This window comes from Flagellimonas ulvae (genome assembly GCF_049333175.1).
GTDB lineage: Bacteria > Bacteroidota > Bacteroidia > Flavobacteriales > Flavobacteriaceae > Flagellimonas.
In genome coordinates this window covers 640,878-666,250 of sequence record NZ_CP186325.1, presented here as the reverse complement: position 1 = coordinate 666,250, position 25,373 = coordinate 640,878, and the positions used below count along the sequence as shown (strand labels likewise).

The window sequence follows — 25,373 nt, the reverse complement described above, 5'->3', positions numbered from 1 at the left end:
TTTTTTATATCCATAGGCTTTTAGCCAATGATTTCATTATACTGGTAAAATGGTTCCAAAATAAAGTATTTGATTTTGGACAAACCTAAAAAGTAACTCATCAATTTCGTCAGGTTCCATATCCAATGTTTTCCCTACAAGTTCAAAAAGCTCCTGATACGTAAACTTCTCTTCATAATGAATAATATCTAGTAAAAGGGAATCCATACCCGTCAAGCAAATCTCTTTTGGAGCTATTGGAAGAAAACTAGGTATAAAAAAATAGTGGGTCGTTATCTCTTCAATATGGTTAACATCATCAAAGTCCCACAAAAATGTGCTTTGTGCTAAATAGTTAGAAATGGAGGAATTCATTTTAAATGTACCCAGACGTTTTTCTTTGTCAGATTTAGAACAAAAGGTGATTGCCGTGTCTATTTTTTCTATGGCCAATTTGGTACCAAGCTTTGATGTTTCAAAAACATGATACCTTTGTTTTTCAAGTTGATAATAATCTGCTACAATAGGTTTTAAAGCATCATTTGATTCCAATAATCTTTCAAGAGTATTAAAGAGGTAACCTTTTTCATGTATGCTCATGAAATGGGAACGATTGATTTGGGATATAAACGGATTGTTAAGTGTATTTATCCAGGTTAAAAAGTTTTTACGTGTGTTCATAGACCATTCATTTTACTGAAACCCAGCAGACGATTATAAAATTCAGGATATTCAATTTGTAGTCTCACCACTATTTGTTCCATATAAGCTGTGGATAACTTCAAGTGGCTCAATAAATGAACATATTGTGTGTGATGGGGTATGTTATGAAAGGCTGCTAAATCTAGCTCATTATCAGATTTGGAGAAAAGTGTGGCAACTTCTATTTCTTTGAGGGAAATTATATTGCTCAATAAAAACTGTTCGTAGTATAAATTGAAAATACTACTGCTTATATCGCTGATCTTATCCGTATTCTTATTGATAAGTTCAAAGGCTTTATCGGTGTAGTGTTGAAAGGTCTCCAAATCGCAACCGCCAATTACCCCAGCATTTATCAGTTTAAGAGTCCGTTCTTTATCAGTACTAAACTCCTTAGGTACTTTGGTAAAATGATTATGCACATATGGATGTATTTCAGCATACTGTCCAAAATCATAATTAAAGCTCTGGCAAAACACAGGAGCGGTGAGGATTGGGTCGAGAACGGGACCAAAAAGAAAAACATCACCATCAATATGGCAAAACGGTTCTTTCTGTAAGCTATACGTATACAGTTTTCCTAAAGCCCATAAGTTTTCATGGTAGTTTTCAAGTTCATTTAAATTTGATGAAAATGACGCATAGGGAAGTTTTAATTCTTCTTTAAATACAAACATTCCAAAATCATCCGTGACTAAGTGAAGGTTGGGATAGTATTTCTTTATGGATAGACAACTATATATCCATGCAGAATAAAACAAAAATGCATTTGGAAACCCTCCATTATGCCTAAAGCTCCATTTATTTTTGTTTTTACTGTCTAATATGGGTTTAGACCAAAAAGACTGAACGAATTTCATTGGGAAGAATTGGGCTTTCTATAAAAATAAGAAAATTCATACAGAAATGCTTTATGTTTAAATGTAGTTTTTATAAGATGAAAGACCTTTTAAGACAGTTTCACAACCTTGTCAGTGTCTAGAGCAAATCACAAAATGTATAGAGATTTTTTTTAATGTAAATAAGAAGAATATACGAACTCCTGAAGTAATGGAATACTTAGTGATTGATTCGGGGTTTGTTCTGAACGAAGTGAAGGGAAGTAGGGGAGGGAAATGAGTATGGAGTGGATTAAGTATCTTTCGAAGGATAACAAATGATTATATATCTTTAAACGTAGATATTGATTTGAAAATGGTACTATCCCTAAAAAGAAAAGTCACAGCTTTGCTATTACTTCTACCTATACTATTGTTGAACGCTCAAGGAGAGCTGAAATCAGTTGAGGGCTATTCTCCAAAGATTGGTATAATGGTCTATATGCTTGAAGATTTGAAAGATAGAATTACACAACAAGTTAAAGATCTGGACCAATCACAAATAGATTTCTTGTACGATGCTGATGCCAATAGTATAGGTTCATTGATTATGCATTTGGTGTCTACAGAATCGTATTATCTGACAGCGACATTGAAGGGGCGAGAATGGACAGAAGAAGAACTATCGAGATTTGGTGTGGCAGGCGAACTTAGCGAAGAAGTAAAAAACATACTTAAAGGTCAGTCGATTAAGCATTATTTGGATTTATGGGATGAAGTCCGTCAAAAAACCTTAGATGAACTCAAAACTAAAGATGATGTTTGGTTCTCATCGAATATAGAAGAGGGATTAAACTACCACTATATCTGGTACCACGTGATGGAACATTCAGCCAATCACATGGGGCAAATAGCAACTATAAAGAACCGGTTACCCAAATAGGACGTCAAAGCCCAAAAAGGGCCTTACTTTTTTGGAACAAAAAAATGAGGGCTCTTTGGATAGTCAATTTGTAGGTAGCAGCATAATTGCCTTTGCTTTTTACAGGGCTTAGGATATTAAATTGTGAAACCATGGGATACACGGGGAGCGCAAAGGAATGTTTCTTTTTGAACTCTGTTTCTTTCACATTAGAAAAAAAAGTATAATTATTTATAAGAAGTAAAAAACTACCATATTCTTGACAATCTAAACTATGAAAGGGTTTATTGAAAAAATTCGAGGAAGGAGTATACCAAGTTTGTACCGTTCATTTTATGCAAAAGTTTGGGATATCTATTACGATTTCAAATACAATGTTGACACAGATGCTCATGTGTTATTGGAAAATTTGGATTTAAGTAACGAACATAAAAAGCATTTTTATTGGTATGAAGGAACTAAGGTGCGTCCATTGAAGAAATTATTTAAACATCTTGATATTCCCAAAGATAGACGCTTTATAGATATTGGATCTGGAAAGGGCCGTGTGCTTTTGGTAGCTGCTGAATACGGTTTTAAAAAAATTATAGGGATAGAATTATCTCGTAGTTTATATCAAATTTCTAAAAAAAACATAGACACTTTTAAACAAAAAAGAAACATTGATTCTCAAATAGAAGTTTTAAACATAAACGCTCTAGACTATGTTTTTAAAGATGATGAAGATATAATTTTTCTTTACAATCCTTTTGATGAACAAACGCTGAAGCAATTGGTGTTTAATATTAAAAGCTCAAAAAATCGTAATAATCGGGAAATTAAAATCATTTATGCAAACTCTATTCATCATAAGGCTATCGAAGAAAATTTAAACGTTTTCAACATCGAAAGGATGAGTATTTATAATGTAGGATTTACGATTTATGATGTCTAATGTGGTCTTTATTGGGTGCAGAGTGTGGGTTTACGACTGTTTTCAAAAACACGCCTAACCCTTGGTATGATAAGCTAGGGATTGCTGGAGTTTTTTGATGACATTTTAATTAACTATCTAAACTACTATATAAAATACCCCTAAAGCAGTAGAGGGAAATGGCATGAAATGGCTAGTTTTTTAAAGCATTTGAAATAAATTACTGAATATTCAAGAATTAGCCCCACCTTTGCGCTTTAATATTTAAATAAGTAAAATGAGTAAAGGAACAGTAAAGTTCTTCAACGACACCAAAGGTTTTGGTTTCATTAACGAAGAAGGTGCAGACAAAGAGCACTTTGTACATGTTTCTGGATTAATCGACGAAATTCGCGAAGGTGACCAAGTTGAGTTTGATTTAGAACAAGGAAAAAAAGGATTGAATGCGGTAAACGTAAAGGTCATCTAAATTCATAAAACCTAGTTTTTTAAAAAGGCCCATCTATTTAGATGGGCTTTTTTCTTTCTTGTAGAACAGCCAATTGCCAATAAAGAATATACCCAATATTTCAGGTATGTTGATTACCAGTGTACTCGGAAGGCGTGCAGCCAAAATGTTGCCTGATGGCAGTAGAAAAATAAGCAGGTTGATTGAAACCAACGGTATAGCCTATTTCGGAGATATTGGCATCTCCATCTTTGAGTAATTTTACCGCTAGCTTTAATCGCTGCGTTCGAATGAATTCTGAAGTGTTCAAACCGGTAAGCGCTTTAAGTTTTCGATACAAATGCATATGACTCAGCCCTATTTGACCCGAAAATTCCTGTGCTCCAAAATCAGGGTCAGTCAATTGCTTATCCAGAACATTTTGTTTGCGTTCCAATAGTTTGGCGTCCACCGGACAATGGATTTAAATTTTGATGATTTAAGATAGGAATGGAACATTGGGGTTATGTTTGAGCTTGAACCTGAATACTAAAATAAAACGCCTTGAAAACGGCAATAGGATACCTATGCGGACAACTCTGTTTATTATATTGCTCGGTTTATTTTCCATTTCCCCTGCCCAAGAGGTAAATGGAATTAGGCAAGTTGAAGGGGTATATCTAGGGTATGTTGAAGGCGGCTATTCCTTTTGCTCCAAAACGGAGCCTGGCATGGAGGAAATAGTGGTCTTCGATGAGATTCTATCCGTTATACTCGAAAAATATCCACTACATACCAATGAACATGTTGGAAAGAATTTCAGGATATCGTTTATTAAGACTACAATGGGCGGGAAGGATGGTAGGGAAGGGATATCGACCATATTACGCTTACAAAAGGTCCATAGCAGGGCAAAACCACCGGAAATAAAGCTTCCAAGATTTGATAATTGACCGAAACCTCAGGCTGGTTAGGCGCTTTGACCCAAATAAGATTCAGAAACTTTGTGCCAGCCAAAAAGGTCATGGTCAACACTTTTTTTGAAAGTCCCTTAAACCCAACGCACTTCGAGACTGGATCAATTTAACTTTACTTTTCTGTACATCGAAAGTATATTTAAACGATAGCATTTCAGTTCAAATTTTTTACTGGTAATCGTACCGTTGTTAAATTTTGTTTAAAGAGATAATAAAGTATAGTTAAGAGTATTTGATGTAAAAATAAATTTACTTTTATTGTAATGTATATATTACAAAACAGATTATTATGAACTTAAGTGAATTTAGAAAAATTGGGTTTTCGGGAAAAGTATTGAGTAAGGAAGAGCAAAAAAAAATTAGTGGTGGACTGCGAAATCTTAGAAAGCACCCGGGCGAGGAAGAGGATTGTGTTCCCCAAAATTTCCCTTATGGACAACATGGGCGTGCTTATTTTGGATGCGACTAATATTGACCCACAGCTAACACAGAGGTATATTATTGCTTAGCTTGTATTCTTGGCAATAATGGTCTATAATATGGTGTGCCTAAATGTTCCTCTTTTTTTACCATTTTCGTTTTAAACGACTAATTCGCTATTTGGGATAAAAGTGCTGCAGCAACTTCCCCTATTTCTCCATCAGCATCTAAAGAAATAGCCTTTTTGAGTACTTCTTTTGCTTTCTGGGTATCTCTAGCTGCCATGTACGATTCTCCCAGATACTTATAGGCATTCGCCGAATTTGGAAACAACTGCAAAACCATCGAAAATACCTGGGTGGAAGCCTGAATTTGAGGTGTGCGACCACTTTGCAACAAGATGTTCCCTAATTGTAAGAGCCCTGTCTCAAAATCGTAAAACGAATAGAGCGGGTCTTGTACCATTTTGGGAAGTTCTTCAGCTAATTTTTGGTTTTGTCCAGACAAAAACAAGCTTACAACATAGTCCATTGGTCTGGGCTTAAAATCGGGTACATCAAAAGTCAAAGCGGCTTCCAAGACAGGATCCTGATTGTTGGCATATGCATCAAAACTCATGGTAACAGGAATACTGGGGGCAATCCATTCTGCATTTTCCAAAGCCGGCTTATCTTGCCACCATAAATACGACAAAGAGATATCAATGGAGCTGTTAGGTAGCTTTACAGGGCGGTTATCTCCCCAAAAATTGATATTTTCAGCTGTGGGTTCCCCTACAAAAATGACATTGGTATAGTTGTCTATTTCATTAACAAGGTTTTGACAGGCCGAAAAGGTTCGTTTTCCAATAATAACGAACAGCTTTCCTATTTGATTAATCTTTTCAGCTTTAATAAGGCCTTTTATAACTTCCTTGTTCAAATAGTTATTACCACCACCATTTAATCGCAAATCAATAATCAATTTCTCGGTATCGTTGCTTTCTATTTCATTAAAAACACGGGCGTAAAAATCCTTGGCGCTTTCTTCGGCGTCATCTTGAATTCTGCTATGTCTAACATACATTGCTTTTTCATCGGCTAGGTATTCTGAGAAATAAACTTTATCCAGATGCCTTAGATATAAAGGGGTGGTCGATTGATCTCTTGCATCCAACCAATTGTCATTTTGATGCACATAACCTCGATGCGTAGGAACGCGCTCTCCTTTTTTCAACGTGGTAAAGGTTTGTGTAAATACGTTGCCATTTTTCTCCAATGTAAGTTCTACTTTATTTTGAAGGGTTTTTGTTATTCTTTGGGAATGTAAGACTTCGGGATATCGTACATTATTGATTCCATAGGCTTTAAAATATTGCGAGTTTTCTACTTCTACTGTTGGTTCAATTGCCTTTAGCACCTCTGAAATTGGTTTTCCTTCCACTGCTATGACTTTTGCCCCAATAGCTTCTCGGTAGTCCTTGTGCGCCCCCTGAATAAAAATCCCATCATTAAATTCATATAAATTGAATGGAAATTGTGAAAACTCAAAAGGCTTTTGATGAAAACTCACATAGGTATGCCCGTATTTGAATAAGGACACGAGTCGAGAAATTCCAACAATAATTTCGTGTTCTTGCAAATTTGGAATGTCCTGGTATAGTTTTTCTACTTCGGTGTCAAAATCTTCTTTGGTTGTTTTCACAAAAAGAAATGAATAATCTTCATGGACCGTGTTTTGCAAAAACCGAAGGTCTTCCTGCCATTGCCTAGCTGTTAAGGTTTCTTGTGCCGACAATTGAAGAAAAAGGAACACATGTAGTGTGAAAAGTATTTTTTTCATAATTACTGTTTAGTTAGCATGTAAAAGAAGTAGCATAATCACCTACCTATTTTACCAAAGTATTAAAGATTATTTCTTAACGTCAAAACTAGATGTATTTAAATGTTTTTAGGCTACACCCAAGAGTAGTTTCAAAAACACACACTATCCACATAAAGCTTATTTAGATATTGAAAACTACACTATCGGGTAGTTTTTTAACACTTATATTTGTTAATATGGCAGATACCAATTCTTTTTTCTCTTTAAAAAATACAATCCGAAATCTAACGGATAACGATATCAATCAGACAGCAAATTATCTGGAAGCCATAGAAGCTTTTACAAGAACTACATACAAGAGTATTTATGTAATTGATTATGAAGCGAAGGGTTTTGAATATGTATCGGACAACCCACTATTTCTATGTGGAAAGTCAGCTTCAGAGGTCAAAGAAATGGGATACGATTTTTATTTTAAATATGTGCCGGAAAAAGATTTGGAACTGCTTTTAAAAATAAACACCATTGGTTTCAACTTTTATGAAAAAATACCTCTTCAAGAACGGAAGGATTACAGTATATCCTATGATTTTCGTTTAAAAAATGAAGAAGGTAAAATCATATTGATCAATCAAAAATTGACCCCTTTGTTTTTGACAGAAAGTGGAAAAATATGGAAAGCCATTTGTTTCGTATCGCTGTCCACACAAAAGAATTCTGGTAACATCACCATTTCCAAAAAAGATGGCACTCAAAAAATGGCTTATGATTTAACGACCGATTGTTGGAAATCCATAAAAAAGATTGAACTTTCCACAAGAGAAAAAGAAATATTGCAATACTCTATAAGGGGCTACACCATAAATGAAATTTCAGAAAAAATTTATATTTCTCCAGATACTGTAAAATTCCATAGAAAAAAACTTTTTGAAAAATTAGATGTAGCTACTATTTATGAGGCTATTTCTTATGTGACCATTAATAAATTATTATAGGCTACAGTCTTTCCAGTGTTCATGAAATCTATGCTCCATCTTAGGTTATGATGTTGTCTTATGGACATTTTACTAAAAGCCAATCAGACTCAAATTGGCATTATTCAACATTTGTACTATAATGTACCGCGTGGCGCCTTTCCCGAACTTGTTTTGGGATAACTTGAGCTTTGGTACGGCCGAATGAAAAATGTCTGGTAGACATTTTGAAGTAGGGGCATGGTGGGCCGCTGGCAAGGTGAGGAAAAGTTCCTGACATTTCACTTTTCCAAATTCAGAATTAAACCAAAGATTTCAATAAATACGAAAAGCTAAGCTTTTAATAGCGGCTTAAGGGAAACCAATATTTTGTAAAAAACTACCTATAGCCGGTTCATTAGACGTTTAAATCAAACACTGTAAATCAATCTCTGAAAATTCCTGAACTTACGCCCATAGGCTCTTAAGTACTCAATAAGATGATGGTAAGGCCCGAGAGTTACACATAAAATGTCTTTAATACGTTTCATTATCCTTTTCTGTAAAGGATTAAATTTAAAGAATAAATGATTAATTTACATTTAATTAACGTTAAATTTACATTGATAATATGTTTAAGAGTGGAATTACGATATTGTGAAGTACAATTGGGAAAAGTTTCATGACCCTGTTCATAATTCCCATAAATGACCAAATGCTGAGGGATATTTTACATAATAGAAATGCACAGCATTCACGAACTCCTTTAAAAACAATAGACCAGCACGTGAGTAATTATAGCTTACAAATGGATAAACAGCCAAGAAACCAAAACAATACATTTGTACTATAATTTATATTATGTAAAATAGAATATTTTGGTAATACGGTTTGCACCTAAACCTTAATGGAGCGAATAAATCTTTAAGTCTTCACCTTTGCCCTTAATCTTTTTAAAAACTCAACGATTTGCCGTATTTTATGATATGCTATCAAGTGAAAAAGAAACTTGCCTATCTCGGTTCATGCATACGGCTATGGTCATGTTGTTTTCTCTTTCAACAGCGGTTACCTATGCACAGCTAGCTTCTATTAAAGTTGTTGAGACCAAATCGAAGAATCGAATTACCTTTTTTGCTGAGAACAGAACGTACACGGACTATGATGTGTTATTTGAGGTAAAAGGAAAGAATTTTAGACAAAGCGCCGCTAAACCTAGGTGGATTAGGGTTCCTGCCGCTTCCAAAGTTCATTTAAAGACCATTATTTTACTACGGGATAAAACACCGGTTTATTCTAAAATCTTTAAAACCAACGACAGTTTATCAAAACGGGCGGTGAAAAAAGAGTACACAAAATTGGACCTCCCTCCTCCCAAAGTCAAGCCAAAAAAGCAAATCACCATCTATACTTTTCAAGGTTGTGATACCTGTGATAGCATAGTCAGCAAGCTTAACACCAAAAACTTCTTGTTTAGAAGTGTTTCTTTGGATAAAAAACCTGAGGTTAAAGAACAATTGGCGAAATATCTGTCCAAGTCAACCCAAGAAATGGATTCGCTGTCTTCTCCTATAATTAGTTTGGGTGGCAGATTGTACAGTTGGATTACCAATTTTGACCAAATGATGGAGGAAGTGGAAAAAGATTAAGACTGTTTTTTTATACCCTAGCCTACTATCAGTTCAACCTTACATTCTTACAAATAATTTAATAAAGTATGTGACCCTATCCTTTTTCCGGTGTCTGATGAATTGAAAGAAAAAAATCAAGCTAGAATTATTCTTTCTAAATGAAAATCAGACCATGTACACCCATCGTAACCGGAAACGTAAAGAGTTCATTCACCCCGGGATTGTACCTCGGTGGGTGGTCTGTTTTATACTTATAGGTTACTGGCCAGTGTCTTTTCATAGGTAACACGATAAATAGCATCTCCGTAATCATCTGAAATCAGCATTGAGCCGTCTTCCAAAAATAAAATATCGACTGGGCGACCAAATTGTTCTTGGCTCTCATCATCTAACCAACCTTCCAGAAATGTGGTATAGCTAACCGCCTTATTATCTTCAAGTTCAACCAGGGAAACTTTATACCCTACTTTTTTAGAACGGTTCCAAGAACCATGTTCGGCAATAAATGCTTGATTTTTATACTTTTTGGGAAACATATTGCCCGTATAAAACTTCACTCCCAATGGTGCCGTGTGGGCTCCCATGGCTTGTACCGGTGGAACAAAATCCTCACAAGGCCTTAGGTCGCCAAATTCTGGGTCTTTTACTACGCCTCCATGGCAAAATGGATATCCAAAATGCTGTCCTTTTTCTGTAATTCGGTTCAACTCACATGGAGGTATATCATCCCCCATCATATCTCTGCCGTTATCCGTAAACCACATTTCTTTCGTTTCTGGGTGCCATGTGAAACCTACCGTGTTTCTAACTCCATGGGCATAAATCTCCCTATTGGAACCATCGGCGTCCATTCTAGTAATGCTTGCATAGCGTTGATCGGCCACGGTACTGTCACAAATATTACAAGGCGCTCCTACGGGAACATAGAGTTTATCATCTGGTCCAAACGCAATATATTTCCAACCATGATGAAATTCAGTAGGGTAATCATCATAAACCACTGTTGGTGTAGACGGGTTTTCGAGCTCCTCCTCTATATTATCATAGCGCAATAAACGGTTGACTTCGGCTACGTATAGCGAACCATCTTTAAAAGCAATTCCATTAGGCACTTCTAAAGTAGAGTCCAAAACAATTATACGGTCTGCCTTATAATCTTTATCGCGATCTTGAATGGCGTACACGGTCTTATCGTTCCGAGTACTAACAAATAGTGTGCCTTCACTGCCCATGGCCATGGAGCGTGCACCATCTACCTTATCTGCGTATACCTCAATCTTAAATCCATCTGGCAACTTCAACTTATCTATAGGTAATTCTGATGCATTCTCTTCATATTGAATAGTTTCAGTGACACTTTCTTGTTTCGATTTGCCCTTGCAGCCAAGCGCCAGTAGAATAATAAGGAATACAAATACGTTTAAAAGGTTATTTATTTTCATAGAAAATCATGTAGATGTTAATCGTTAATATGTAAAGCATTGTTGCCGTTGTTCCAAGCATACAAATTAAAAAATATTCTGTGGTAAGATACTACGAATTCTACTAAGGTATAAGCAGAACTGGAACGTTCACTTTTCGAAGAATCTGGTCGGTTTGGTCGTTTTGAAAAGTAGATTTGCCATCTTTTTGCTTTGAGATGCAAAACAACTCAGTTTTGGTCCTCTTTACATACGATGTTAAACCATCCAAAGCATTAGCCCCTTCTGAAAATACATATGTGACGGCTTCATTTGTTTGATGTTCGTTTTCTTCAGTCTTCCTTTTTCCTTTTCTAATACTAAAGAGTCGCACCGGTTTTGAAGTTTCTCTCTTTAAATCTTTAATAATGTCTACTTCTGTATTTTGAAGGGTTTCACCGAAAACACCCAAGGAAATATCCTTAAAAGAATGGAAATTATCATCATCCCCCATAATTAAAAGATTTGTCTTCCCTTCTATTCCACCTAAGCTTTTATATTTTCTTTTAGTTAATACAAGAATATCTGGCTCAGCTGTTATCAAATAGTCCTTAAGCTTATTCTTAATATTTCCATAGCTAATTTGAAAAGAAATGTTTAGTCCTTCCTGTTCGCCAATCTTCGAAATTAAACCCTGTATCTCGGTTTTGACTGTTCGGCTATCTTCATAAATATCTCTTTTGGCAGAAAATTGGTTCGCTTGCTTTACAACGCTTAGAGGAGATTTAATACAAACCACTTCTACCCTTCCGTTTAACACTTTGGCTAATTTTGCGGCATTTTGTAATGCTTTTGCTGATGACAATCCAGAATCCATAAGCACTGAAATACGATACTTAAACATAGAATCCATAATCCGTCATATTTTTAGCAGGTTAGATTTAAATCTATTGATTGTTAGGTGTTTATAAAGATAATACTAAAGCTACCACCATTAAAGAGTTTAACTTTTGGTTAATAGAGCCCAAACTAAAAAGGGAAGAATCATCTCATCTTCCCTTAGTTTGAAAATAGTTTTGATTTAGAAAACCTCTTGCAATAATTCTTGTAGACTAGCCCAGGATTTGGCGTCCGCATCTGCATCATAAGCAAGTGGAAGTTCAAATTTTTCTCCATTGGCATCTGCTTCTTTACTAGTAAAGCTATGCTTTACTCCTGGATATGCAACATATTGATAACTAGCTCCTATCGAATCCATGGCGGATTTGAATGCAGTAATAGATTCAGGACTGATAAAGGGATCATCTGCCCCATTACAAACCAATACTTTAGCCTTTAAATCTGAGCTAGGCATTATGGGCAATTGAACTCCACTATGGAATGCTGCTACCGCATCTAGGTCTGCTCCTGAATTAGCCATGGTAAGCGCCACACTTCCTCCAAAACAATACCCAATAGCCGCAATTTTTTCAGCATCAACGGACTCGTGGGCTTTCAACAAGTCCAAAGCTGCATTAAATCGGGCTGTTGCTTCAGGAAGATTGGTCATCACACTCATGGCAAATTTTCCAGCATCATCTGGGTGATCTGCTTGTTTTCCGTCTCCATACATATCTACGGCAATTGCAGTATAGCCCAACTCGGCAAGCATATCTGCACGTTCACGAACGTAATCATTGTGTCCCCACCATTCATGGACTATAAGAACCCCTGGACGTTTGTCGCTAGCATTTTCATCAAAAGCAATATATCCTTTTAAGTTTGTGGAATCCGTGGCATAGCTTACCTCCTCCCCTTTTACTTTTACAGGAAGGTCTTGGACAACTTCTTCAGTTGCTTTTGTAGGCTCTGATTTTTGCTTGCAGGATGCAATAAATACAAGTCCAAAAAATAGGATTAATGCGGTTAATTGTTTCATTGTGATTGTTTTTTTGAGAATTATAAAGATAGCTAAAGATGCTTAATGCTTTTAAGTTGAATATTTCAACTCATGATTTTAACTGAGGTAACAGTCGCGTAATATTGATAATGATTTCAAAAAAGGTGTCTAAATAGTTTTATCCATCTTTCAGGAAGATTATAAGGAGGATAACGAAAAGGAACATCTCCCCAATTCGGTTTTTTTACGATCGCTTTTTTATGGGAAAATAACTTGAACGAGTGTTTACCGTGGTACCCCCCTATTCCCGAATCTCCTACACCTCCAAACGGAAGGTTTTTATTGGCAATATGCATAACCACGTCATTAATGGAACCTCCTCCAAAGCCATAATCATTTATAATCTTTTGTTGGAATTTTTTTCTTTTTGAAAATACATATAATGATAAGGGCTTTTCATATCTTAAAATGATACGTTCAAGTTCTTCCTCCGAGCCATAGGATAGAATAGGTAAGATGGGTCCAAAAATTTCACCTTGCATCAATGTACTCTCCAAATCGGGTTCATCAATCAAAGTGGGTTCAATATATTGCGTGTCATCCTTATGTCCTCCTCCAAAAAGGATAGTATGTCCTTTCATCAGATCTTTTAAGGACTGGTAGTGTTTTTTGGTTGTTATTCTTGCAAAATCTTTGGATGTTTCTATTGGATTGCCATAAAACTTCCGGATATTTTCTTTTAAGGCATCAACAAATCCATCCTTTACACTTTCATGAACAAGAATATAGTCAGGGGCAACGCAGGTTTGACCTGCATTCATAAACTTGCCCCAAGCAATTCTTTTGGCTGCCAGTGAAATGGCTGCGGTTTCGTCAACGATGCAAGGGTTTTTGCCTCCCAGTTCAAGAGTAACCGGAGTTAAGTGTTCTGCTGCTTTTTTGTAAATAATTTTGCCAACTTGTGAGCTTCCTGTAAAGAAGATATAATCCCATCTGTGGTATAATAGTTCTTGGGATACATCTACCCCACCTTCTACTACGCTCACATATTCACTTGGAAACACTTCTTCCAAAAGTTTAAGAATTATTCTAGATGTGTTTGGGCTCAATTCAGAAGGTTTGAGTACCGCAGTATTACCAGCTGCCAGAGCACCGATTAAAGGTGAGATCGCAAGCATAAAAGGATAATTCCATGGGGATATAATCAAGACAGTGCCATACGGTTCGTGATATAGCCAATTAGATGAGGGGATATTGGCCAAAGGTCCTGAAACCCGTTCTGGTCTTGTCCATTCATCAAGATGATGTATAATATATTTTAATTCCGCAAGAACAATTTGAGTCTCTGAGACCAAACTCTCAAACTTAGGTTTTTTAAAATCATTATAAATGGCATCACAGATATCATCTTCATTAGCTATTAAAGCCTTATATAGTTTTTTTAAATATTTTTTTCTGTAGCCAACCTCTTTTGTCTGTTGTGAGGCAAAAAAACGCTTTTGGCTTTCTACTAGGTTTTTAATCATGCTAGGGTACTGTATTTGGGACTTCCGGTGTGTTTCTTGAGTTTTAAATAGAAAAGTTAAAATCAATTTAATTAATAGAACTAAGCTTCTATAATATCTGTTTGATCATCATTGAACTTCATTCGCTTTCCACTCCAATACGATGCTGCAGCCAGGTGGGAAGGTCTAACAGCTTCCAATCCAATATGTATCGGAGCTGACACTTTTTTCCCTAAAACAACTCCGTCTAAAAAGTTTTCCATATGAGCCTTGGTCAAATTCTCATCGTTTTCAAAAACAACCGGTGAACCTTTATGCGGAGTAAAAATATAACCTGCTCTAAAAAGCTCCAGTTTTCCCTCCGTTCCATGAAACAATACAGAGTCGTGTTGATTCTTTACGGGTAAAATGCTGCACTCGAAGGTAAAATTCCATCCATCTTTATATTGTAAAATGGTGTTGACCGTATCAGGATTGGTTCTCCCATCTTTTAGATGATAAATACCGCCTGTGGTTGTCGCATTCATAGGGTTGGCATCATCCATCATCCATTGGGCTACATCGCCCCAATGCGTAAGTAAGTCTGATAAGATTCCTGTTCCGTATTCTTTATAATGTCTCCAACCATCATATCGAGGCCAATGATAATCGACCTTGGGTGAGTTTCCCAAAAAGGTATCCCATTTAAAATTTTCAGGCATGGGTTGTTCTTCCAATTTTCTGCGCTGCCATCCGAAATTACTCCATACCGCACGCGCAAAAACAATATCACCCAACACTCTAGAACCCCCAAAAAACTCCTCTTTTGCTTTTTGGAACATTGAGCTACTACGTTGCTGTGTACCTGTCTGGCAAATGACATTGCTTTCCATTACAGCTTTCTTCAATGGTATGCCTTCTTTGTAATGTAAGGTGACCGGTTTTTCCAACAAAAGATGTTTGCCTGCCTTAAGTATTCTTATGGCATAATCCATGTGCAGGTGGTCAGGTGTGGCCAATACTACCGCATCCACCTTTGGATTGGAAAGAACTTCATCCAAATCAAAAGTGGTTTTTACATTGTTTGTGTTGGTGTATTCTTGAGTGCGCTTTATTTGTTCATCCCATACATCACAAAACATTACAGGTTCAATTCGGTTGGTCGCCAATAGTTCTTTCAACACCCATCTTCCTCTTCTCCCCGCTCCTACCAATGCTACTCCAACCTTGTCATTTGCTCCTAAGATATTGCTGTACGAATTTGCTGCTAAGGCCAATGCCCCTGTGCTTAAAAGAAAATCCCTACGTTTCATGCGTTTTAGTTTTGAGTTGATGGCGTTTCATGCAGTAGTTCCATACCAACTGAAGTTCGCGGCTTGAAACCTTTCCAGTTTCCTATATTGGCATTGGGTTCCAAATCCAGGTATTCCATTTTGTCTTCTCCTTTTAGATGAATTCCCATAAAAGCAGTTATAAAATGTTGATTGACATTGTTAATTCGCCGCATATCCCAAACCGAATCTGCGTAGCGAAGATATTCATCAATATTAAGCCCCTCTTGCATAGTTTCTACCGTAGGCGGGTTAGGTGCTACATTATGACGGGCATTAAAATAGGTCAACAAGTATCTATCAGAATTTTTAGCTCCTTCATAAATCGCTTTGATTCCCTTTTCATATCCAGAAATATCATCCTCACTGCCAGCTATAAAAAATGTAGGGACTTTAAGTCCTGACAATCCCTTAGCATCCCAAACACCCCTGGTCATCCCCCAAGGTGCCATTGCCACAAAAGCCTTAATTCTGGAGTCCATCATTTTTTTATAGGATTCACTGGCCATAGTACGTTCATCCAGAGCGGTGTTGCCTCCAGTCATCGACTTATAAAAACCAACAGCTGCATCACTATAACCGGCTCCGCAGGTATTCAAACCGCCGTAGCCTCCCATAGAATATCCTACAAGTCCCGTTTTAGAAACATCTACCAAGCCCGATAAAAAACTACTGCTATTGGATTGGGAGAGTTTATCAACTTCATTCAACACAAAAAGTTGATCTAGAGACCTGTTTACCAAAGTGCTAGTAAAGTTCGCGGCATCCTTGTAGGTTGAATCCGTGTGATCAATAGAAACCACCACATACCCTTTTGATGCCAAATTCTCAGCTAAATACGTGAATAGGAAACGAGACCCCACGTATCCATGTGAAAGTATAATCAAAGGATACTTTTGGGATTCTTGAAGTGCTTTTGCATCTCTAAGAGCACGGCCTTTAAATGTGAATGGTACTACAGGTCTTCCTTCAGTTCCATTTCGACCTAAAACCTGGGTGTATTCCTCTATTTCTTCAGTACCATTGGGAATTATGGCAGGATACCATGTTTCCACGGTTATTTTTCTATCATATGTTGGCGCTTTGCCGTCAACAATATTTAAAATGTCAGGTTGATTTTTATTGACAAACTCTAAAGTTTGCACCCCTACTCCATAGTTTCCGCGTTGGGATAACATAGGGGCATCCGGTAACGCATCACCAATTAAAAATTCAGATTGCGCATTAACAATGATCGACAAAAAAGTAAAGAGAAAAATGGTTAGGGAACGTTCTATGCTGTTCATGAATGATTATTTCAGGTTTCAATAAATATACATAAACTCATAGAAAGATAATTTGCTAGTACATTTACCAAATAGGCTTTTGCTCTTTTTTAGCAGATTATTATAATTTTGAACCAAGATTAAAAAAATAACTATGAAAGCAATTAGATTAAGTGTGGTATTTGTCCTATTGGCCATACTTTCAAATTCATGTAGTTTAGACGATGGGGTTGAGGGAACACCTCCTCCCAACTTTGAAGTAATAGGCCTTTGGGATTTGGTTGAAGTCAATGTAAGTACACCTCAAGACATCAATATGGATGGTACTGCTTCCACTAATTTGATGGACGAACTTGAATGTATCACGGGTAGTTTGCTATTAAATGGCGACTTGGTATGGACTTTCGAACAATCTGAAATTATAATAACGACAATTACAGGAAACATGTTTAGCGCAGTGTGCAATGGGACCATAATGGGTACAGGAAATTGGTTTTCCGATGAAACTGAAGTGACCTTTACTGGAGGTGGTGATGTTCTTACCTTGTTAAGTATTTCAGGAGACCAACTTGTAAACGACGTAGGAGAAGATTTACCGGGAATACAAAGTTTTGTTTATGAGTTAAGGCAACCTTGACTATTGAAGGGTCTTTTTAGCTAAAAGGACCCACATTTGTTTATCATCTTCCTTTTCCCATAAGCCATGGTTTTCAATTTTGGAAACTATAGAAAAGCCCGCTTGCTGTAGTTCCTTTTCTACATAATACATAGCTAAAGAGTGAGCAGCTACCTGTTCCTCCCTGGATTTTCCGATGATACGTTTTTTCAACTTTTCCAACACCATGATTTGCCCTCCGGGTTTCAAAGCTTTTCTAATGTGATTAAGTATTGTTTTGTATGCGGTTATTTCGTGGTAGGTGTCAATAACAAAAATACAATCTAAAGTTCCTTCTGGTAATTTAGGATTATCGTAGTCCCCAAGAATGGTTATGATATTGCTCAAGTTTCTTGAATTGGCATTTTCACGTAAGGTGGCCAATCTATCGTCCCTAACATCCACGGCATACACCCTGCCATTATTTTTTACCTTTCGTGCCAAGTGCATGGAAAGATATCCTTCATGGCACCCGATATCCGCAACAACTTGCCCGGTAGAGACTCCTGCCATATTTATAAGAGAATCCGTTTTCATCCACTTATCCCTTGATTCCCAATCACTGGAAGTATATTGAGCAAGGGATAAGGTTGAAATGAACAAGGCATACAAAAGACTAAAAAATATCTTAGCTTTTGTCATCCTGCCTTAGTTTTGAATAAGTCCTTGACCTTCAATCCACGGTGCCCCGGCAGCTTTAAGCTCAGACTCCAGACCAGGAATAGTATTTTTTACAAAGACATTCAACTCTTTTTTAACATCTTGAAGTTGGCTTTTTGCTCTTTGGAAAGCGGCCTTTTGGTTTCCAGTTGGGCCATAGGTATTGCCCAAAGCCACAAATCCTATAAAAGAACCATCCTCGGGAGATGGAGCGTTGCGCTCACCCACTTCATTTTTAGCAACACTTCCTTTCATTACTGACTTAAGTTCTAAAAGCGATGTTTTAGCGCTGTGTATTTTTGAATTGAGGTTAGCGGAAGGTTGTTTTGCTTGACTTAAAGCACGATCCATGGCATCCACTTTCATCAAACTTTTCTCCAATACGTTATTGGTGGCCATTAAATCTTGGCGGAATTCCTGAAAATCACTTCTAAAGGCATTTATTTCACTTGTTGGTTTGGATGGCAATGCACCTTCAGATAATCGTTTTACTTCAAAACTCTGTACTTCTGATAGCTGGGTCATGGTACCATCCACATTTTGGTAAAGCTCAACTGAATAGCTTCCTGGTGTTGCCCTAAACGGAGAGCCAAAGAAGTTATCGTTATCGCCTTTCGGCTTTTTCAGTGGTACCCCAGTCCTATCCGCATAGGTAAGATTCCAAGAGACTCGGTTAAAACCTTTCTTGTTTGTTCCCGCCACCGTATTTACCGCATTTCCATCGCTATCTTTTACAACCAGGAAAATGGATGGTTTCTCTTGATTGGTTTCCGTATCCAATGCATCCCAACCTGGGAAATTGACATTCGCATTTTGTTTGTTGAGATTCTTTTCCCTTTCTTTTCTGACGTCTTTGAGACTTTTTAATTTTTCGGGTAGATAATAGGTGAAAACCGCACCATACGGAGGATTTTTAGCAACATACTCCGTATTACCTTGACTCCCAACACCACTTCTTTGGATATACCAATCTGCAGTTTGTACTTTGAACAGGGTCGTCTCTCCCATTTTAGATGCATCAAAATCCCGTAGAGGCGAAATATCATCAAGCACATAAAAACCTCTTCCGAAGGAAGCTCCTACCAAATCATCTGCTTCTCGCTGAATGGTAATATCCCTAAATGAAATGGTTGGAAGGCCTCCATTTAACTCCATCCAGCTATTACCTCCATTATTTGACATATAGATACCAAACTCGGTTGCTGCAAATAATAAATTTGGTTTGATATGGTCTTGGACGATGCGCCATGTCAATAATTTTTTGGGAAGATTACCATTCATAAACCTCCAAGTTTTTCCATTATCTGAACTTTTTAAAAGATAGGGTTTGTAATCTCCTTCCTTATGATTGTCTAGAACCAAATACACAGTATTGGCGTCAAACAAATCGGCCCTAACGTCATTGACAAAGGCTCTTTCCGGCACTCCCTTGATAGAACCAAGCATTATTTTTCGCCAATTGTTTCCACCATCTTCGGTTACCTGAAGAATTCCATCATCTGTACCAGCATAAATCAATCCTTCTTGTATTGGAGATTCGGCCAAAGAGGTTATGGTGTTATAATTGGACATGGCCCCAACATCCCAAGGATTGTCCCAACTTTGTGCTCTGCCCATTATGGGTAAGGCCAACCTTTCCTCATTTCGGGTTAAATCACTGCTGATTGCCGTCCATTCATCTCCTCTATTTTCAGATTTCCAAACGCGATAAGAGGCAAAATACAATCGCTGTGGATTATGTGGACTCACTAAAATTGGAGCATCCCAATTAAAGCGCTCATGAGGTTCTCCTGCTTTGGGTTGTGGTTGAATAAATACCGTTTCACCGGTAGTCTGGTCTATTCTCCAAAGCCATCCTTGCTGAAATTCACCATAGGTGATGTCTGGATTTCCAGGTTCCGTGGCCGATTGGTGTCCATCAGCCCCTAAGGTTTTCCACCAATCATGGTTCAATATACCTTTACTGCTAATGGTTTGCGATGGCCCTCCATGGGAACCATTATCCTGAGTTCCCCCATAAATATTATAAAAAGGTTTGGTGTCATCAACAGCAACTTTATAGTATTGAATAAGTGGCAAGTTGTTGAAATACCTCCATGTTTTTGTTAAATCATAAGACTCATATAGACCTCCGTCCGTACCAAATAAAACATAATCTGGGTCCGATTTTTTGAAGGCCATAGCATGGCTGTCCACATGTTTTTTATCTTCATTCATAAAGCTAAAGCTCTTTCCATGGTCATTGGAGATTTGCACATAGTTGCTCATCAAATAGAGCTTTCCATTTTGATGGGGAGATGCATACAACTCTTGATAATAATGAGGTCCAGTACCTCCAGAAACCGCATCCGATTGTTTGCTCCATGAAGCGCCTTGATTTCTTGAAATGAACAGACCTCCTTTTTTACGGTCCAACTCTATAGCAGCATAAAGCACTTCATTATCAAAAGGAGAAATAGCTAATCCAATTTTGCCGAGATTCGACTTTGGAATTCCATTTTTCAATTCTGTCCAAGTTTCTCCTCCATCTATACTCTTATGAAGACCGGAGCCTGGTCCGCCTCCCATGTAGGCAGCAACGGTTCGATGTCTGTCCCATGTGGCAGCATAAAGCACATCTGGGTTAGTAAAGTCAATTACCATGTCGGTAACGCCTGTCCAATTGGAGTCTCCTAAGGTTCTATTCCATGTTTTTCCGCCATCCGATGATTTATATAGTCCACGTTCACCGCCTTTGCTCCAAAGAGGTCCCTGGGAAGCTACCCAAATCACATCAGAATTATCTGGATGTACAATTATCTTAGAAATGTGCTCTGAGTTTTTGAGTCCAACATTCTTCCATTTTTTTCCTTCATCATGGCTTACGTAGACACCATCACCAAAACCGACATGTCTACCCCCTACATTTTCTCCGGTACCCACCCAGATTGTATTGGGATTGTTAGGGTCTATAGTGACACATCCAATGGAATACACACTTTGTTTATCAAAAATCGGTGTCCATGTTGTTCCCGCATTGATTGTTTTCCAAACTCCCCCAGAACCAACAGCTACATACCAAACACTTTCATTTTCAGGATGAATGGCAATATCGGCAATACGACCAGAAGTGAGGGCTGGTCCCAAACTTCTAAATTCCAACCCTTTAAACGTGGTTGAATCCGGTTGTTGAGCAATTAAGAATACAGAAAAAAATAGAAAGCAAAAGGAGAAGACCCAAGTCTTTAAAGCAAATTTCATGAGTGTTAGTTTTGGTAGAATTAGTCTGAGACAAGATAGTTAAAAGTGTATCAGAAAAATCTAAAGAAAATGTGAAATAAACTCTAGTAGATAATTTTATATGCAACTTAATAGTTGCGTAATTAAATTGTTTGTTTATATTTGCAACCATATAGTTGCATATTAACCTTAAATAAACGAACAGTCATGAAAGATGTAATTACAAAAACACAGTTGCTGAATCATTCCATTGACAAAGTCTGGGATGCCATTTCAAAGGCAGAAGAGTTATCCACTTGGTTCATCGAAGCCGACTTTAAAGCTGAAGTTGGGTATCAATATACTTTTACCTCAGATGGAAAGGAAGGATGTGAGCCCATAATGGGAGTTGTACAAAAGGCAGAACCCTACACCCTAATTTATACTTGGGAGGTCAAAAACACAAACGTGGAAACTACCGTAAAATGGGAATTGGAAGATTTGGGTGAAAAAACAAGATTGTATTTAGAGCATTCTGGTATATCCCAGTATGCAGGAAACACAGCAATCAAAATGTATACTGATTTCAATGGTGGATGGGATAACTGTATTTCTTTGTTGAACGAATTCTTAATCAAAGAAGTACATGCAGAGTAGTATTACAAAAGTTTTAAAGGCTGTTGCTGACCCCACAAGGCGTGAAATTTTTCATGCTTTGGTGGTGGCCGCTACGGCCATGCCCATCACTCAAATATCTGGGCAGTTCCAGATGAGTCGCCAAGGCATTACCAAGCATTTAAGAACCTTGGAGGAAGCTGGATTAGTTCAAATCCATACCAAAGGGCGTGAGCGTTTTTGTTTTGCCGATCCCCTACCCTTACAAGAAGTAAATCATTGGCTTAAGTTTTATGAGCGTTTTTGGGATACTAAACTACAAGACCTTAGCTCTTATTTGGATAGTAAATCGGATTAGGTAATTGGCCATAATCAAATCCCAAAACCCTATTCGTCCAATTCTTCCAAAATCTGTTTGAAGCCCAGGGCAACACCATTGGTCCATCCAAAACCATCTTGGGTTTCATACTCCCCTCCACCTGAAAGCAATGTGAGGTCTTCTACATTATACTTCTCCATCATCTTTCCCGTGTTCTTGAATACTTTTTCGTTCAGGGCCAACCACCGTGTCATGATTTCTTTGGCTTCCTCTGTATAGCCATAATTCAGTAAACCTTTCGCCGCAATCCATTGCAAGGGAGCCCATCCATTTGGTGCATCCCATTGCTGCTCGGAGTGCTCCAAGGTGGTTACCAATCCACCGTCTTTTAAGAACGTATCCATCAAGACTTCTTTGGTTTTTTCGGCTTGCTCTGCTGTAGCCAATCCAAAGTACAAGGGAAAAGCACCAGCTAAGGTAAGCTCTGGAGTAGAAGCTGATTTAACATAGTTATAATCCTGAAAAAAGCCGTTTTCTTCATTCCAAAAGAATTCTTGAATACTGGATTTTCGTGAAGTTGCCTTTTTCTTGTAATTGTTTGCTTCTTCTGGTTGCCCATTTAATTCATAAGCCTTGGAAATGGTCTTTTCCATGAAATAAAGTAGACAATTCAAATCCACAGGAAGAATATTTGTAGTCTCCGTGCTACTGAACTCTCCCTTTGTTCCAAACCATCTAGAACTAAAATCCCATCCGGAAGCTGCAGCTGCCCTCAGGTTGTTCAATAAGGTTGGTTTTTCAGATTGAGGAACCTCACCGGCTAAATGCAGGTCTTCCTTGTAGGCTTCAGGTCTTGGTGTAAATGCCTTATCCCAATATCTATTTAGTATGGCACTATCAAGCCTTACAACATGTTGGTCTGCCGGTGAATCTTCAGCTGAGCCTGAAGTGGCCATCCAAAAGTTGTACTCCTTCTCCAATTGAGGTAAATAGTCGGTAAGCTGTGTACTGTCTTTTCTAGTCACGGCATCTACCATTAAAGCATAAAAAGGAGGTTGACTACGGGTTCGATAATAATCCCTTGTGCCATTTGGGATGAATCCTACGGAATCAATCAAAAAGCTAAAATTATCTACCATGGCCTTTGCCAATTCATCTTTTTCAGCTGCCAGAAGACCTTCCAATGTGAAATAACTGTCCCAATAATAGATTTCTTGAAACCTTCCTCCAGGTACCACATATTTATGGGGTAACGCAATCCTTGAAGAGAAGGGGATTACATCATCTGGCCCCCTGGTAAGTTTATCCCACATGGTGTTGATATGTTCATACATGGTTTTGGTGGTATCGGTCTTAAATTCCAAGGCCTTCATAGAGTGGTCCTCAAAATTATTGGCTACAAATTCTACCAAATCAAAGCCTTCCCTGGTCTTTTCCGTAAGGTATTTTGCCTCTAAAATTCCAATTTCTTCCTTGGGCACCAAATCCACAAACGTTTTGGAATCTTTAAAAACCGCTGCAAGTTGAACATCTTTAAACAACTGAGATTCATACAATGAGATATCTGCTGGAATTGGTTCATTTTGTTTGCAACCAATCAGCAAAAACAGCGTAATTACGGAAACAATCCATTTTTTCATACCGTAGCAAAGTTTAGAATACGCTTAAATATACGGGTAATCCATAAAAGACAAAGTAGCATGTTGCTCAATGATTTGTATCTTCCAAGTATGATTCAACCTCGAATACTTCGGGACAAAGTAAAGTCCCACTTGTTGGAACAAATTCAACAGGGAAGACTGCAAATTGGGAAGACCATTAATTTAGCGGCGGTAGCCAGGGAAACTGGAATGAGTGTTACCCCAGTACGGGAAGCACTTAGCCAATTGGAACATGCCCGAATCGTTAAGGCCATTCCCAACCGAGGATTTATAATACGTTCTTTGGGTACATTAGAAGCCAAGCATCTTTATGAAACGGTTTCCCAATTGGAAGTTATGGCTTTGGAAAGCACTCCATTTACTAAAGAATACATTTTAGAACTACGAAACTATTTTGAACATAAGGAAATCAAAAATTCAATTAGCATGCGATTTGAATTTCATAAACTACTTCTTGCCAATTGTACCAACCCTATTCTGCTTCAAATTCTAGACGACTTAAAGGCCAGACTTTTTTTCTACGAACAAATCTTACCGGAAAGTAGTCTGGTGGGTCAACAGATGGAAACCCAAAACGACGCCATACTGAATGCTATTGCCGAAAACAACATTCCCACAGCGGCACTTATCTTAAAAATGCACTGGATGACTGTTTTGGAACGGGTACAAAATCAATTTGCAAAAGACTAATTTTGAAAAACCATCGTTCTTATGTAAAACACTTTCGATGCAATTCTTAAATAAAGAAATAGCCGCTTTGGTAAAACAGAAGAAATCCAAATCGTTAATAAAAAAACAAATCTCCTGCGGTATTTTCCAAGATTTAGAGGTTGTGGAGTCCACTTCAAAAAAACCTACTTCAAGTCGATAGACCAATTACCTGGTCACTCTCCTCCATTGAAATTAGATTGAATTTCCTCTAGGTATAACTTTAATCAGATAAAGGAAACTATTGTTTTTTAAAGAAAAGTAAGATTAAAATTGGAGATGTAACGGCATATACCAAAATCAAAATAATAGGAGTGTTTGAAGTGAATTGCTGGGTAACCATGAATGAAAATGCAAGTGATGTGATTATGCTTAAAACTGACAAGAAATACTGCATTTTCAGATATGCCGCTTTCCTATTTGAATCATTTATTTCTAGGGGATAATTTGCATACTTGGGATTTTTTATCAAAAAAAAGATGATTGCTAACAGCCCTGTATTTACCAAAAGACCGTATATCAGATTGACCTTGTTACCATATCCATCAACTTCTCCTTGAATATTAATATGAGTAGCGACAGTTTCCGGAAGACTATCAAAAACATTAAGAAGTATTAACCAGTTTACAACTAAAACTGATATTGAAATCATG

Annotated in this window: 26 protein-coding genes; 12 read left to right on the top strand and 14 right to left on the bottom strand. The window is 37.5% G+C overall.

The window, feature by feature from the left end:
* Positions 1-36 precede the first annotated feature (36 nt).
* Positions 37-660, bottom strand: coding sequence for a hypothetical protein (locus ACOKFD_RS03085; protein WP_422859910.1), 624 nt, complete (start codon positions 658-660; stop codon positions 37-39).
* Positions 657-1,541, bottom strand: coding sequence for a DUF6734 family protein (locus ACOKFD_RS03080; protein WP_422859909.1), 885 nt, complete (start codon positions 1,539-1,541; stop codon positions 657-659). The genes ACOKFD_RS03085 and ACOKFD_RS03080 overlap by 4 nt, the downstream gene beginning before the upstream one ends.
* A 334-nt stretch (positions 1,542-1,875) precedes the next feature.
* Here ACOKFD_RS03080 and ACOKFD_RS03075 point away from each other — a divergent pair, with 334 nt between their 5' ends.
* The 3 genes from ACOKFD_RS03075 to ACOKFD_RS03065 all read left to right on the top strand — a co-directional run bounded on the left by ACOKFD_RS03075 (position 1,876) and on the right by ACOKFD_RS03065 (position 3,803).
* Complete coding sequence (locus ACOKFD_RS03075; protein ID WP_422860997.1) at positions 1,876-2,442, top strand: DinB family protein; 567 nt, start codon at positions 1,876-1,878, stop codon at positions 2,440-2,442.
* A gap of 253 nt (positions 2,443-2,695) precedes the next feature.
* Positions 2,696-3,355 carry a class I SAM-dependent methyltransferase gene (locus ACOKFD_RS03070; RefSeq protein ID WP_422859908.1) on the top strand — a complete coding sequence of 220 codons (660 nt, stop codon included), beginning with the start codon at positions 2,696-2,698 and terminating at the stop codon, positions 3,353-3,355.
* A gap of 256 nt (positions 3,356-3,611) precedes the next feature.
* Positions 3,612-3,803: a cold-shock protein gene (locus ACOKFD_RS03065; RefSeq protein ID WP_249656546.1), complete on the top strand. Its 192-nt coding sequence runs from the start codon at positions 3,612-3,614 to the stop codon at positions 3,801-3,803.
* A 100-nt stretch (positions 3,804-3,903) separates the two neighbouring features.
* Here ACOKFD_RS03065 and ACOKFD_RS03060 read toward each other — a convergent pair whose 3' ends face one another.
* Positions 3,904-4,233, bottom strand: a complete 330-nt coding sequence (locus ACOKFD_RS03060) for a helix-turn-helix transcriptional regulator (RefSeq protein WP_298998798.1) — start codon at positions 4,231-4,233, stop codon at positions 3,904-3,906.
* A 115-nt stretch (positions 4,234-4,348) separates the two neighbouring features.
* Between ACOKFD_RS03060 and ACOKFD_RS03055 the strand changes: the two genes are divergently transcribed.
* Together ACOKFD_RS03055 and ACOKFD_RS03050 are read left to right on the top strand one after the other, a co-directional pair.
* Positions 4,349-4,714, top strand: coding sequence for a hypothetical protein (locus ACOKFD_RS03055; RefSeq protein ID WP_422859907.1), 366 nt, complete (start codon positions 4,349-4,351; stop codon positions 4,712-4,714).
* Between the two features lie 313 nt (positions 4,715-5,027).
* Positions 5,028-5,207, top strand: coding sequence for a hypothetical protein (locus ACOKFD_RS03050; RefSeq protein ID WP_422859906.1), 180 nt, complete (start codon positions 5,028-5,030; stop codon positions 5,205-5,207).
* A 119-nt stretch (positions 5,208-5,326) separates the two neighbouring features.
* Here the strand turns inward: ACOKFD_RS03050 and ACOKFD_RS03045 are convergent, their stop codons facing one another.
* Positions 5,327-6,979, bottom strand: coding sequence for a hypothetical protein (locus ACOKFD_RS03045; protein ID WP_422859905.1), 1,653 nt, complete (start codon positions 6,977-6,979; stop codon positions 5,327-5,329).
* Between the two features lie 218 nt (positions 6,980-7,197).
* Between ACOKFD_RS03045 and ACOKFD_RS03040 the strand changes: the two genes are divergently transcribed.
* Both ACOKFD_RS03040 and ACOKFD_RS03035 read left to right on the top strand, forming a co-directional pair.
* Positions 7,198-7,956 carry a helix-turn-helix domain-containing protein gene (locus ACOKFD_RS03040; RefSeq protein WP_422859904.1) on the top strand — a complete coding sequence of 253 codons (759 nt, stop codon included), beginning with the start codon at positions 7,198-7,200 and terminating at the stop codon, positions 7,954-7,956.
* 944 nt (positions 7,957-8,900) lie between these two features.
* A complete protein-coding gene (locus tag ACOKFD_RS03035) occupies positions 8,901-9,563 on the top strand; it encodes a glutaredoxin domain-containing protein (RefSeq protein WP_422859903.1) in 663 nt (220 codons plus the stop codon).
* A gap of 233 nt (positions 9,564-9,796) precedes the next feature.
* Here the strand turns inward: ACOKFD_RS03035 and ACOKFD_RS03030 are convergent, their stop codons facing one another.
* The 6 genes from ACOKFD_RS03030 to ACOKFD_RS03005 all read right to left on the bottom strand — a co-directional run bounded on the left by ACOKFD_RS03030 (position 9,797) and on the right by ACOKFD_RS03005 (position 16,925).
* Positions 9,797-10,987, bottom strand: coding sequence for a PQQ-dependent sugar dehydrogenase (locus ACOKFD_RS03030; protein ID WP_422859902.1), 1,191 nt, complete (start codon positions 10,985-10,987; stop codon positions 9,797-9,799).
* A gap of 103 nt (positions 10,988-11,090) precedes the next feature.
* On the bottom strand, positions 11,091-11,858 hold the full coding sequence (locus ACOKFD_RS03025) for a hypothetical protein (protein WP_422859901.1): 768 nt from the start codon (positions 11,856-11,858) through the stop codon (positions 11,091-11,093).
* A 168-nt stretch (positions 11,859-12,026) separates the two neighbouring features.
* Positions 12,027-12,863 (bottom strand): dienelactone hydrolase family protein, encoded by an 837-nt coding sequence (locus tag ACOKFD_RS03020; protein ID WP_422859900.1) that lies wholly within the window; start codon positions 12,861-12,863, stop codon positions 12,027-12,029.
* Between the two features lie 116 nt (positions 12,864-12,979).
* On the bottom strand, positions 12,980-14,350 hold the full coding sequence (locus ACOKFD_RS03015; protein WP_422859899.1) for an aldehyde dehydrogenase: 1,371 nt from the start codon (positions 14,348-14,350) through the stop codon (positions 12,980-12,982).
* Between the two features lie 80 nt (positions 14,351-14,430).
* Positions 14,431-15,621, bottom strand: a complete 1,191-nt coding sequence (locus tag ACOKFD_RS03010; protein ID WP_422859898.1) for a Gfo/Idh/MocA family protein — start codon at positions 15,619-15,621, stop codon at positions 14,431-14,433.
* Positions 15,622-15,626: 5 nt separating this feature from the next.
* Complete coding sequence (locus ACOKFD_RS03005) at positions 15,627-16,925, bottom strand: alpha/beta hydrolase family protein (RefSeq protein ID WP_422859897.1); 1,299 nt, start codon at positions 16,923-16,925, stop codon at positions 15,627-15,629.
* A gap of 133 nt (positions 16,926-17,058) precedes the next feature.
* Here ACOKFD_RS03005 and ACOKFD_RS03000 point away from each other — a divergent pair, with 133 nt between their 5' ends.
* Positions 17,059-17,541: a hypothetical protein gene (locus ACOKFD_RS03000; protein ID WP_422859896.1), complete on the top strand. Its 483-nt coding sequence runs from the start codon at positions 17,059-17,061 to the stop codon at positions 17,539-17,541.
* Here the strand turns inward: ACOKFD_RS03000 and ACOKFD_RS02995 are convergent, their stop codons facing one another.
* Positions 17,542-18,201: a class I SAM-dependent methyltransferase gene (locus ACOKFD_RS02995; protein WP_422859895.1), complete on the bottom strand. Its 660-nt coding sequence runs from the start codon at positions 18,199-18,201 to the stop codon at positions 17,542-17,544. It lies immediately after the preceding gene.
* 6 nt (positions 18,202-18,207) lie between these two features.
* Entirely contained in the window at positions 18,208-21,459 is a 3,252-nt protein-coding gene (locus ACOKFD_RS02990; protein WP_422859894.1) for a WD40/YVTN/BNR-like repeat-containing protein, read from the bottom strand.
* Positions 21,460-21,645: 186 nt separating this feature from the next.
* On the opposite strand from ACOKFD_RS02990, the gene ACOKFD_RS02985 reads away from it, so the two are divergent.
* Both ACOKFD_RS02985 and ACOKFD_RS02980 read left to right on the top strand, forming a co-directional pair.
* Positions 21,646-22,074, top strand: coding sequence for an SRPBCC family protein (locus ACOKFD_RS02985; protein WP_422859893.1), 429 nt, complete (start codon positions 21,646-21,648; stop codon positions 22,072-22,074).
* Complete coding sequence (locus tag ACOKFD_RS02980; RefSeq protein ID WP_422859892.1) at positions 22,064-22,390, top strand: ArsR/SmtB family transcription factor; 327 nt, start codon at positions 22,064-22,066, stop codon at positions 22,388-22,390. Before ACOKFD_RS02985 ends, ACOKFD_RS02980 begins: the two co-directional genes overlap by 11 nt.
* 29 nt (positions 22,391-22,419) lie before the next feature.
* Here the strand turns inward: ACOKFD_RS02980 and treF are convergent, their stop codons facing one another.
* Positions 22,420-23,991 (bottom strand): alpha,alpha-trehalase TreF, encoded by a 1,572-nt coding sequence (gene treF / locus ACOKFD_RS02975; RefSeq protein ID WP_422859891.1) that lies wholly within the window; start codon positions 23,989-23,991, stop codon positions 22,420-22,422.
* A 90-nt stretch (positions 23,992-24,081) separates the two neighbouring features.
* Here treF and ACOKFD_RS02970 point away from each other — a divergent pair, with 90 nt between their 5' ends.
* Both ACOKFD_RS02970 and ACOKFD_RS02965 read left to right on the top strand, forming a co-directional pair.
* On the top strand, positions 24,082-24,702 hold the full coding sequence (locus ACOKFD_RS02970) for a GntR family transcriptional regulator (RefSeq protein WP_422859890.1): 621 nt from the start codon (positions 24,082-24,084) through the stop codon (positions 24,700-24,702).
* A gap of 37 nt (positions 24,703-24,739) precedes the next feature.
* Complete coding sequence (locus ACOKFD_RS02965) at positions 24,740-24,883, top strand: hypothetical protein (protein WP_422859889.1); 144 nt, start codon at positions 24,740-24,742, stop codon at positions 24,881-24,883.
* 78 nt (positions 24,884-24,961) lie between these two features.
* Here ACOKFD_RS02965 and ACOKFD_RS02960 read toward each other — a convergent pair whose 3' ends face one another.
* Complete coding sequence (locus ACOKFD_RS02960; protein WP_422859888.1) at positions 24,962-25,372, bottom strand: DUF1648 domain-containing protein; 411 nt, start codon at positions 25,370-25,372, stop codon at positions 24,962-24,964.
* Position 25,373: the final 1 nt, after the last annotated feature.

Excerpts from the sequence above, each read along its gene's own strand:
- ACOKFD_RS03085 (WP_422859910.1), bottom strand. The coding sequence starts at position 660 with ATGAACACACGTAAAAACTTTTTAACCTGGATAAATACACTTAACAAT.
- ACOKFD_RS03080 (WP_422859909.1), bottom strand. The coding sequence starts at position 1,541 with ATGAAATTCGTTCAGTCTTTTTGGTCTAAACCCATATTAGACAGTAAA.
- ACOKFD_RS03075 (WP_422860997.1), top strand. The coding sequence starts at position 1,876 with ATGGTACTATCCCTAAAAAGAAAAGTCACAGCTTTGCTATTACTTCTA.
- ACOKFD_RS03070 (WP_422859908.1), top strand. The coding sequence starts at position 2,696 with ATGAAAGGGTTTATTGAAAAAATTCGAGGAAGGAGTATACCAAGTTTG.
- ACOKFD_RS03065 (WP_249656546.1), top strand. The coding sequence starts at position 3,612 with ATGAGTAAAGGAACAGTAAAGTTCTTCAACGACACCAAAGGTTTTGGT.
- ACOKFD_RS03055 (WP_422859907.1), top strand. The coding sequence starts at position 4,349 with ATGCGGACAACTCTGTTTATTATATTGCTCGGTTTATTTTCCATTTCC.
- ACOKFD_RS03050 (WP_422859906.1), top strand. The coding sequence starts at position 5,028 with ATGAACTTAAGTGAATTTAGAAAAATTGGGTTTTCGGGAAAAGTATTG.
- ACOKFD_RS03045 (WP_422859905.1), bottom strand. The coding sequence starts at position 6,979 with ATGAAAAAAATACTTTTCACACTACATGTGTTCCTTTTTCTTCAATTG.
- ACOKFD_RS03040 (WP_422859904.1), top strand. The coding sequence starts at position 7,198 with ATGGCAGATACCAATTCTTTTTTCTCTTTAAAAAATACAATCCGAAAT.
- ACOKFD_RS03035 (WP_422859903.1), top strand. The coding sequence starts at position 8,901 with ATGCTATCAAGTGAAAAAGAAACTTGCCTATCTCGGTTCATGCATACG.
- ACOKFD_RS03030 (WP_422859902.1), bottom strand. The coding sequence starts at position 10,987 with ATGAAAATAAATAACCTTTTAAACGTATTTGTATTCCTTATTATTCTA.
- ACOKFD_RS03025 (WP_422859901.1), bottom strand. The coding sequence starts at position 11,858 with ATGGATTCTATGTTTAAGTATCGTATTTCAGTGCTTATGGATTCTGGA.
- ACOKFD_RS03020 (WP_422859900.1), bottom strand. The coding sequence starts at position 12,863 with ATGAAACAATTAACCGCATTAATCCTATTTTTTGGACTTGTATTTATT.
- ACOKFD_RS03015 (WP_422859899.1), bottom strand. The coding sequence starts at position 14,350 with ATGATTAAAAACCTAGTAGAAAGCCAAAAGCGTTTTTTTGCCTCACAA.
- ACOKFD_RS03010 (WP_422859898.1), bottom strand. The coding sequence starts at position 15,621 with ATGAAACGTAGGGATTTTCTTTTAAGCACAGGGGCATTGGCCTTAGCA.
- ACOKFD_RS03005 (WP_422859897.1), bottom strand. The coding sequence starts at position 16,925 with ATGAACAGCATAGAACGTTCCCTAACCATTTTTCTCTTTACTTTTTTG.
- ACOKFD_RS03000 (WP_422859896.1), top strand. The coding sequence starts at position 17,059 with ATGAAAGCAATTAGATTAAGTGTGGTATTTGTCCTATTGGCCATACTT.
- ACOKFD_RS02995 (WP_422859895.1), bottom strand. The coding sequence starts at position 18,201 with ATGACAAAAGCTAAGATATTTTTTAGTCTTTTGTATGCCTTGTTCATT.
- ACOKFD_RS02990 (WP_422859894.1), bottom strand. The coding sequence starts at position 21,459 with ATGAAATTTGCTTTAAAGACTTGGGTCTTCTCCTTTTGCTTTCTATTT.
- ACOKFD_RS02985 (WP_422859893.1), top strand. The coding sequence starts at position 21,646 with ATGAAAGATGTAATTACAAAAACACAGTTGCTGAATCATTCCATTGAC.
- ACOKFD_RS02980 (WP_422859892.1), top strand. The coding sequence starts at position 22,064 with ATGCAGAGTAGTATTACAAAAGTTTTAAAGGCTGTTGCTGACCCCACA.
- treF (WP_422859891.1), bottom strand. The coding sequence starts at position 23,991 with ATGAAAAAATGGATTGTTTCCGTAATTACGCTGTTTTTGCTGATTGGT.
- ACOKFD_RS02970 (WP_422859890.1), top strand. The coding sequence starts at position 24,082 with ATGATTCAACCTCGAATACTTCGGGACAAAGTAAAGTCCCACTTGTTG.
- ACOKFD_RS02965 (WP_422859889.1), top strand. The coding sequence starts at position 24,740 with ATGCAATTCTTAAATAAAGAAATAGCCGCTTTGGTAAAACAGAAGAAA.
- ACOKFD_RS02960 (WP_422859888.1), bottom strand. The coding sequence starts at position 25,372 with ATGATTTCAATATCAGTTTTAGTTGTAAACTGGTTAATACTTCTTAAT.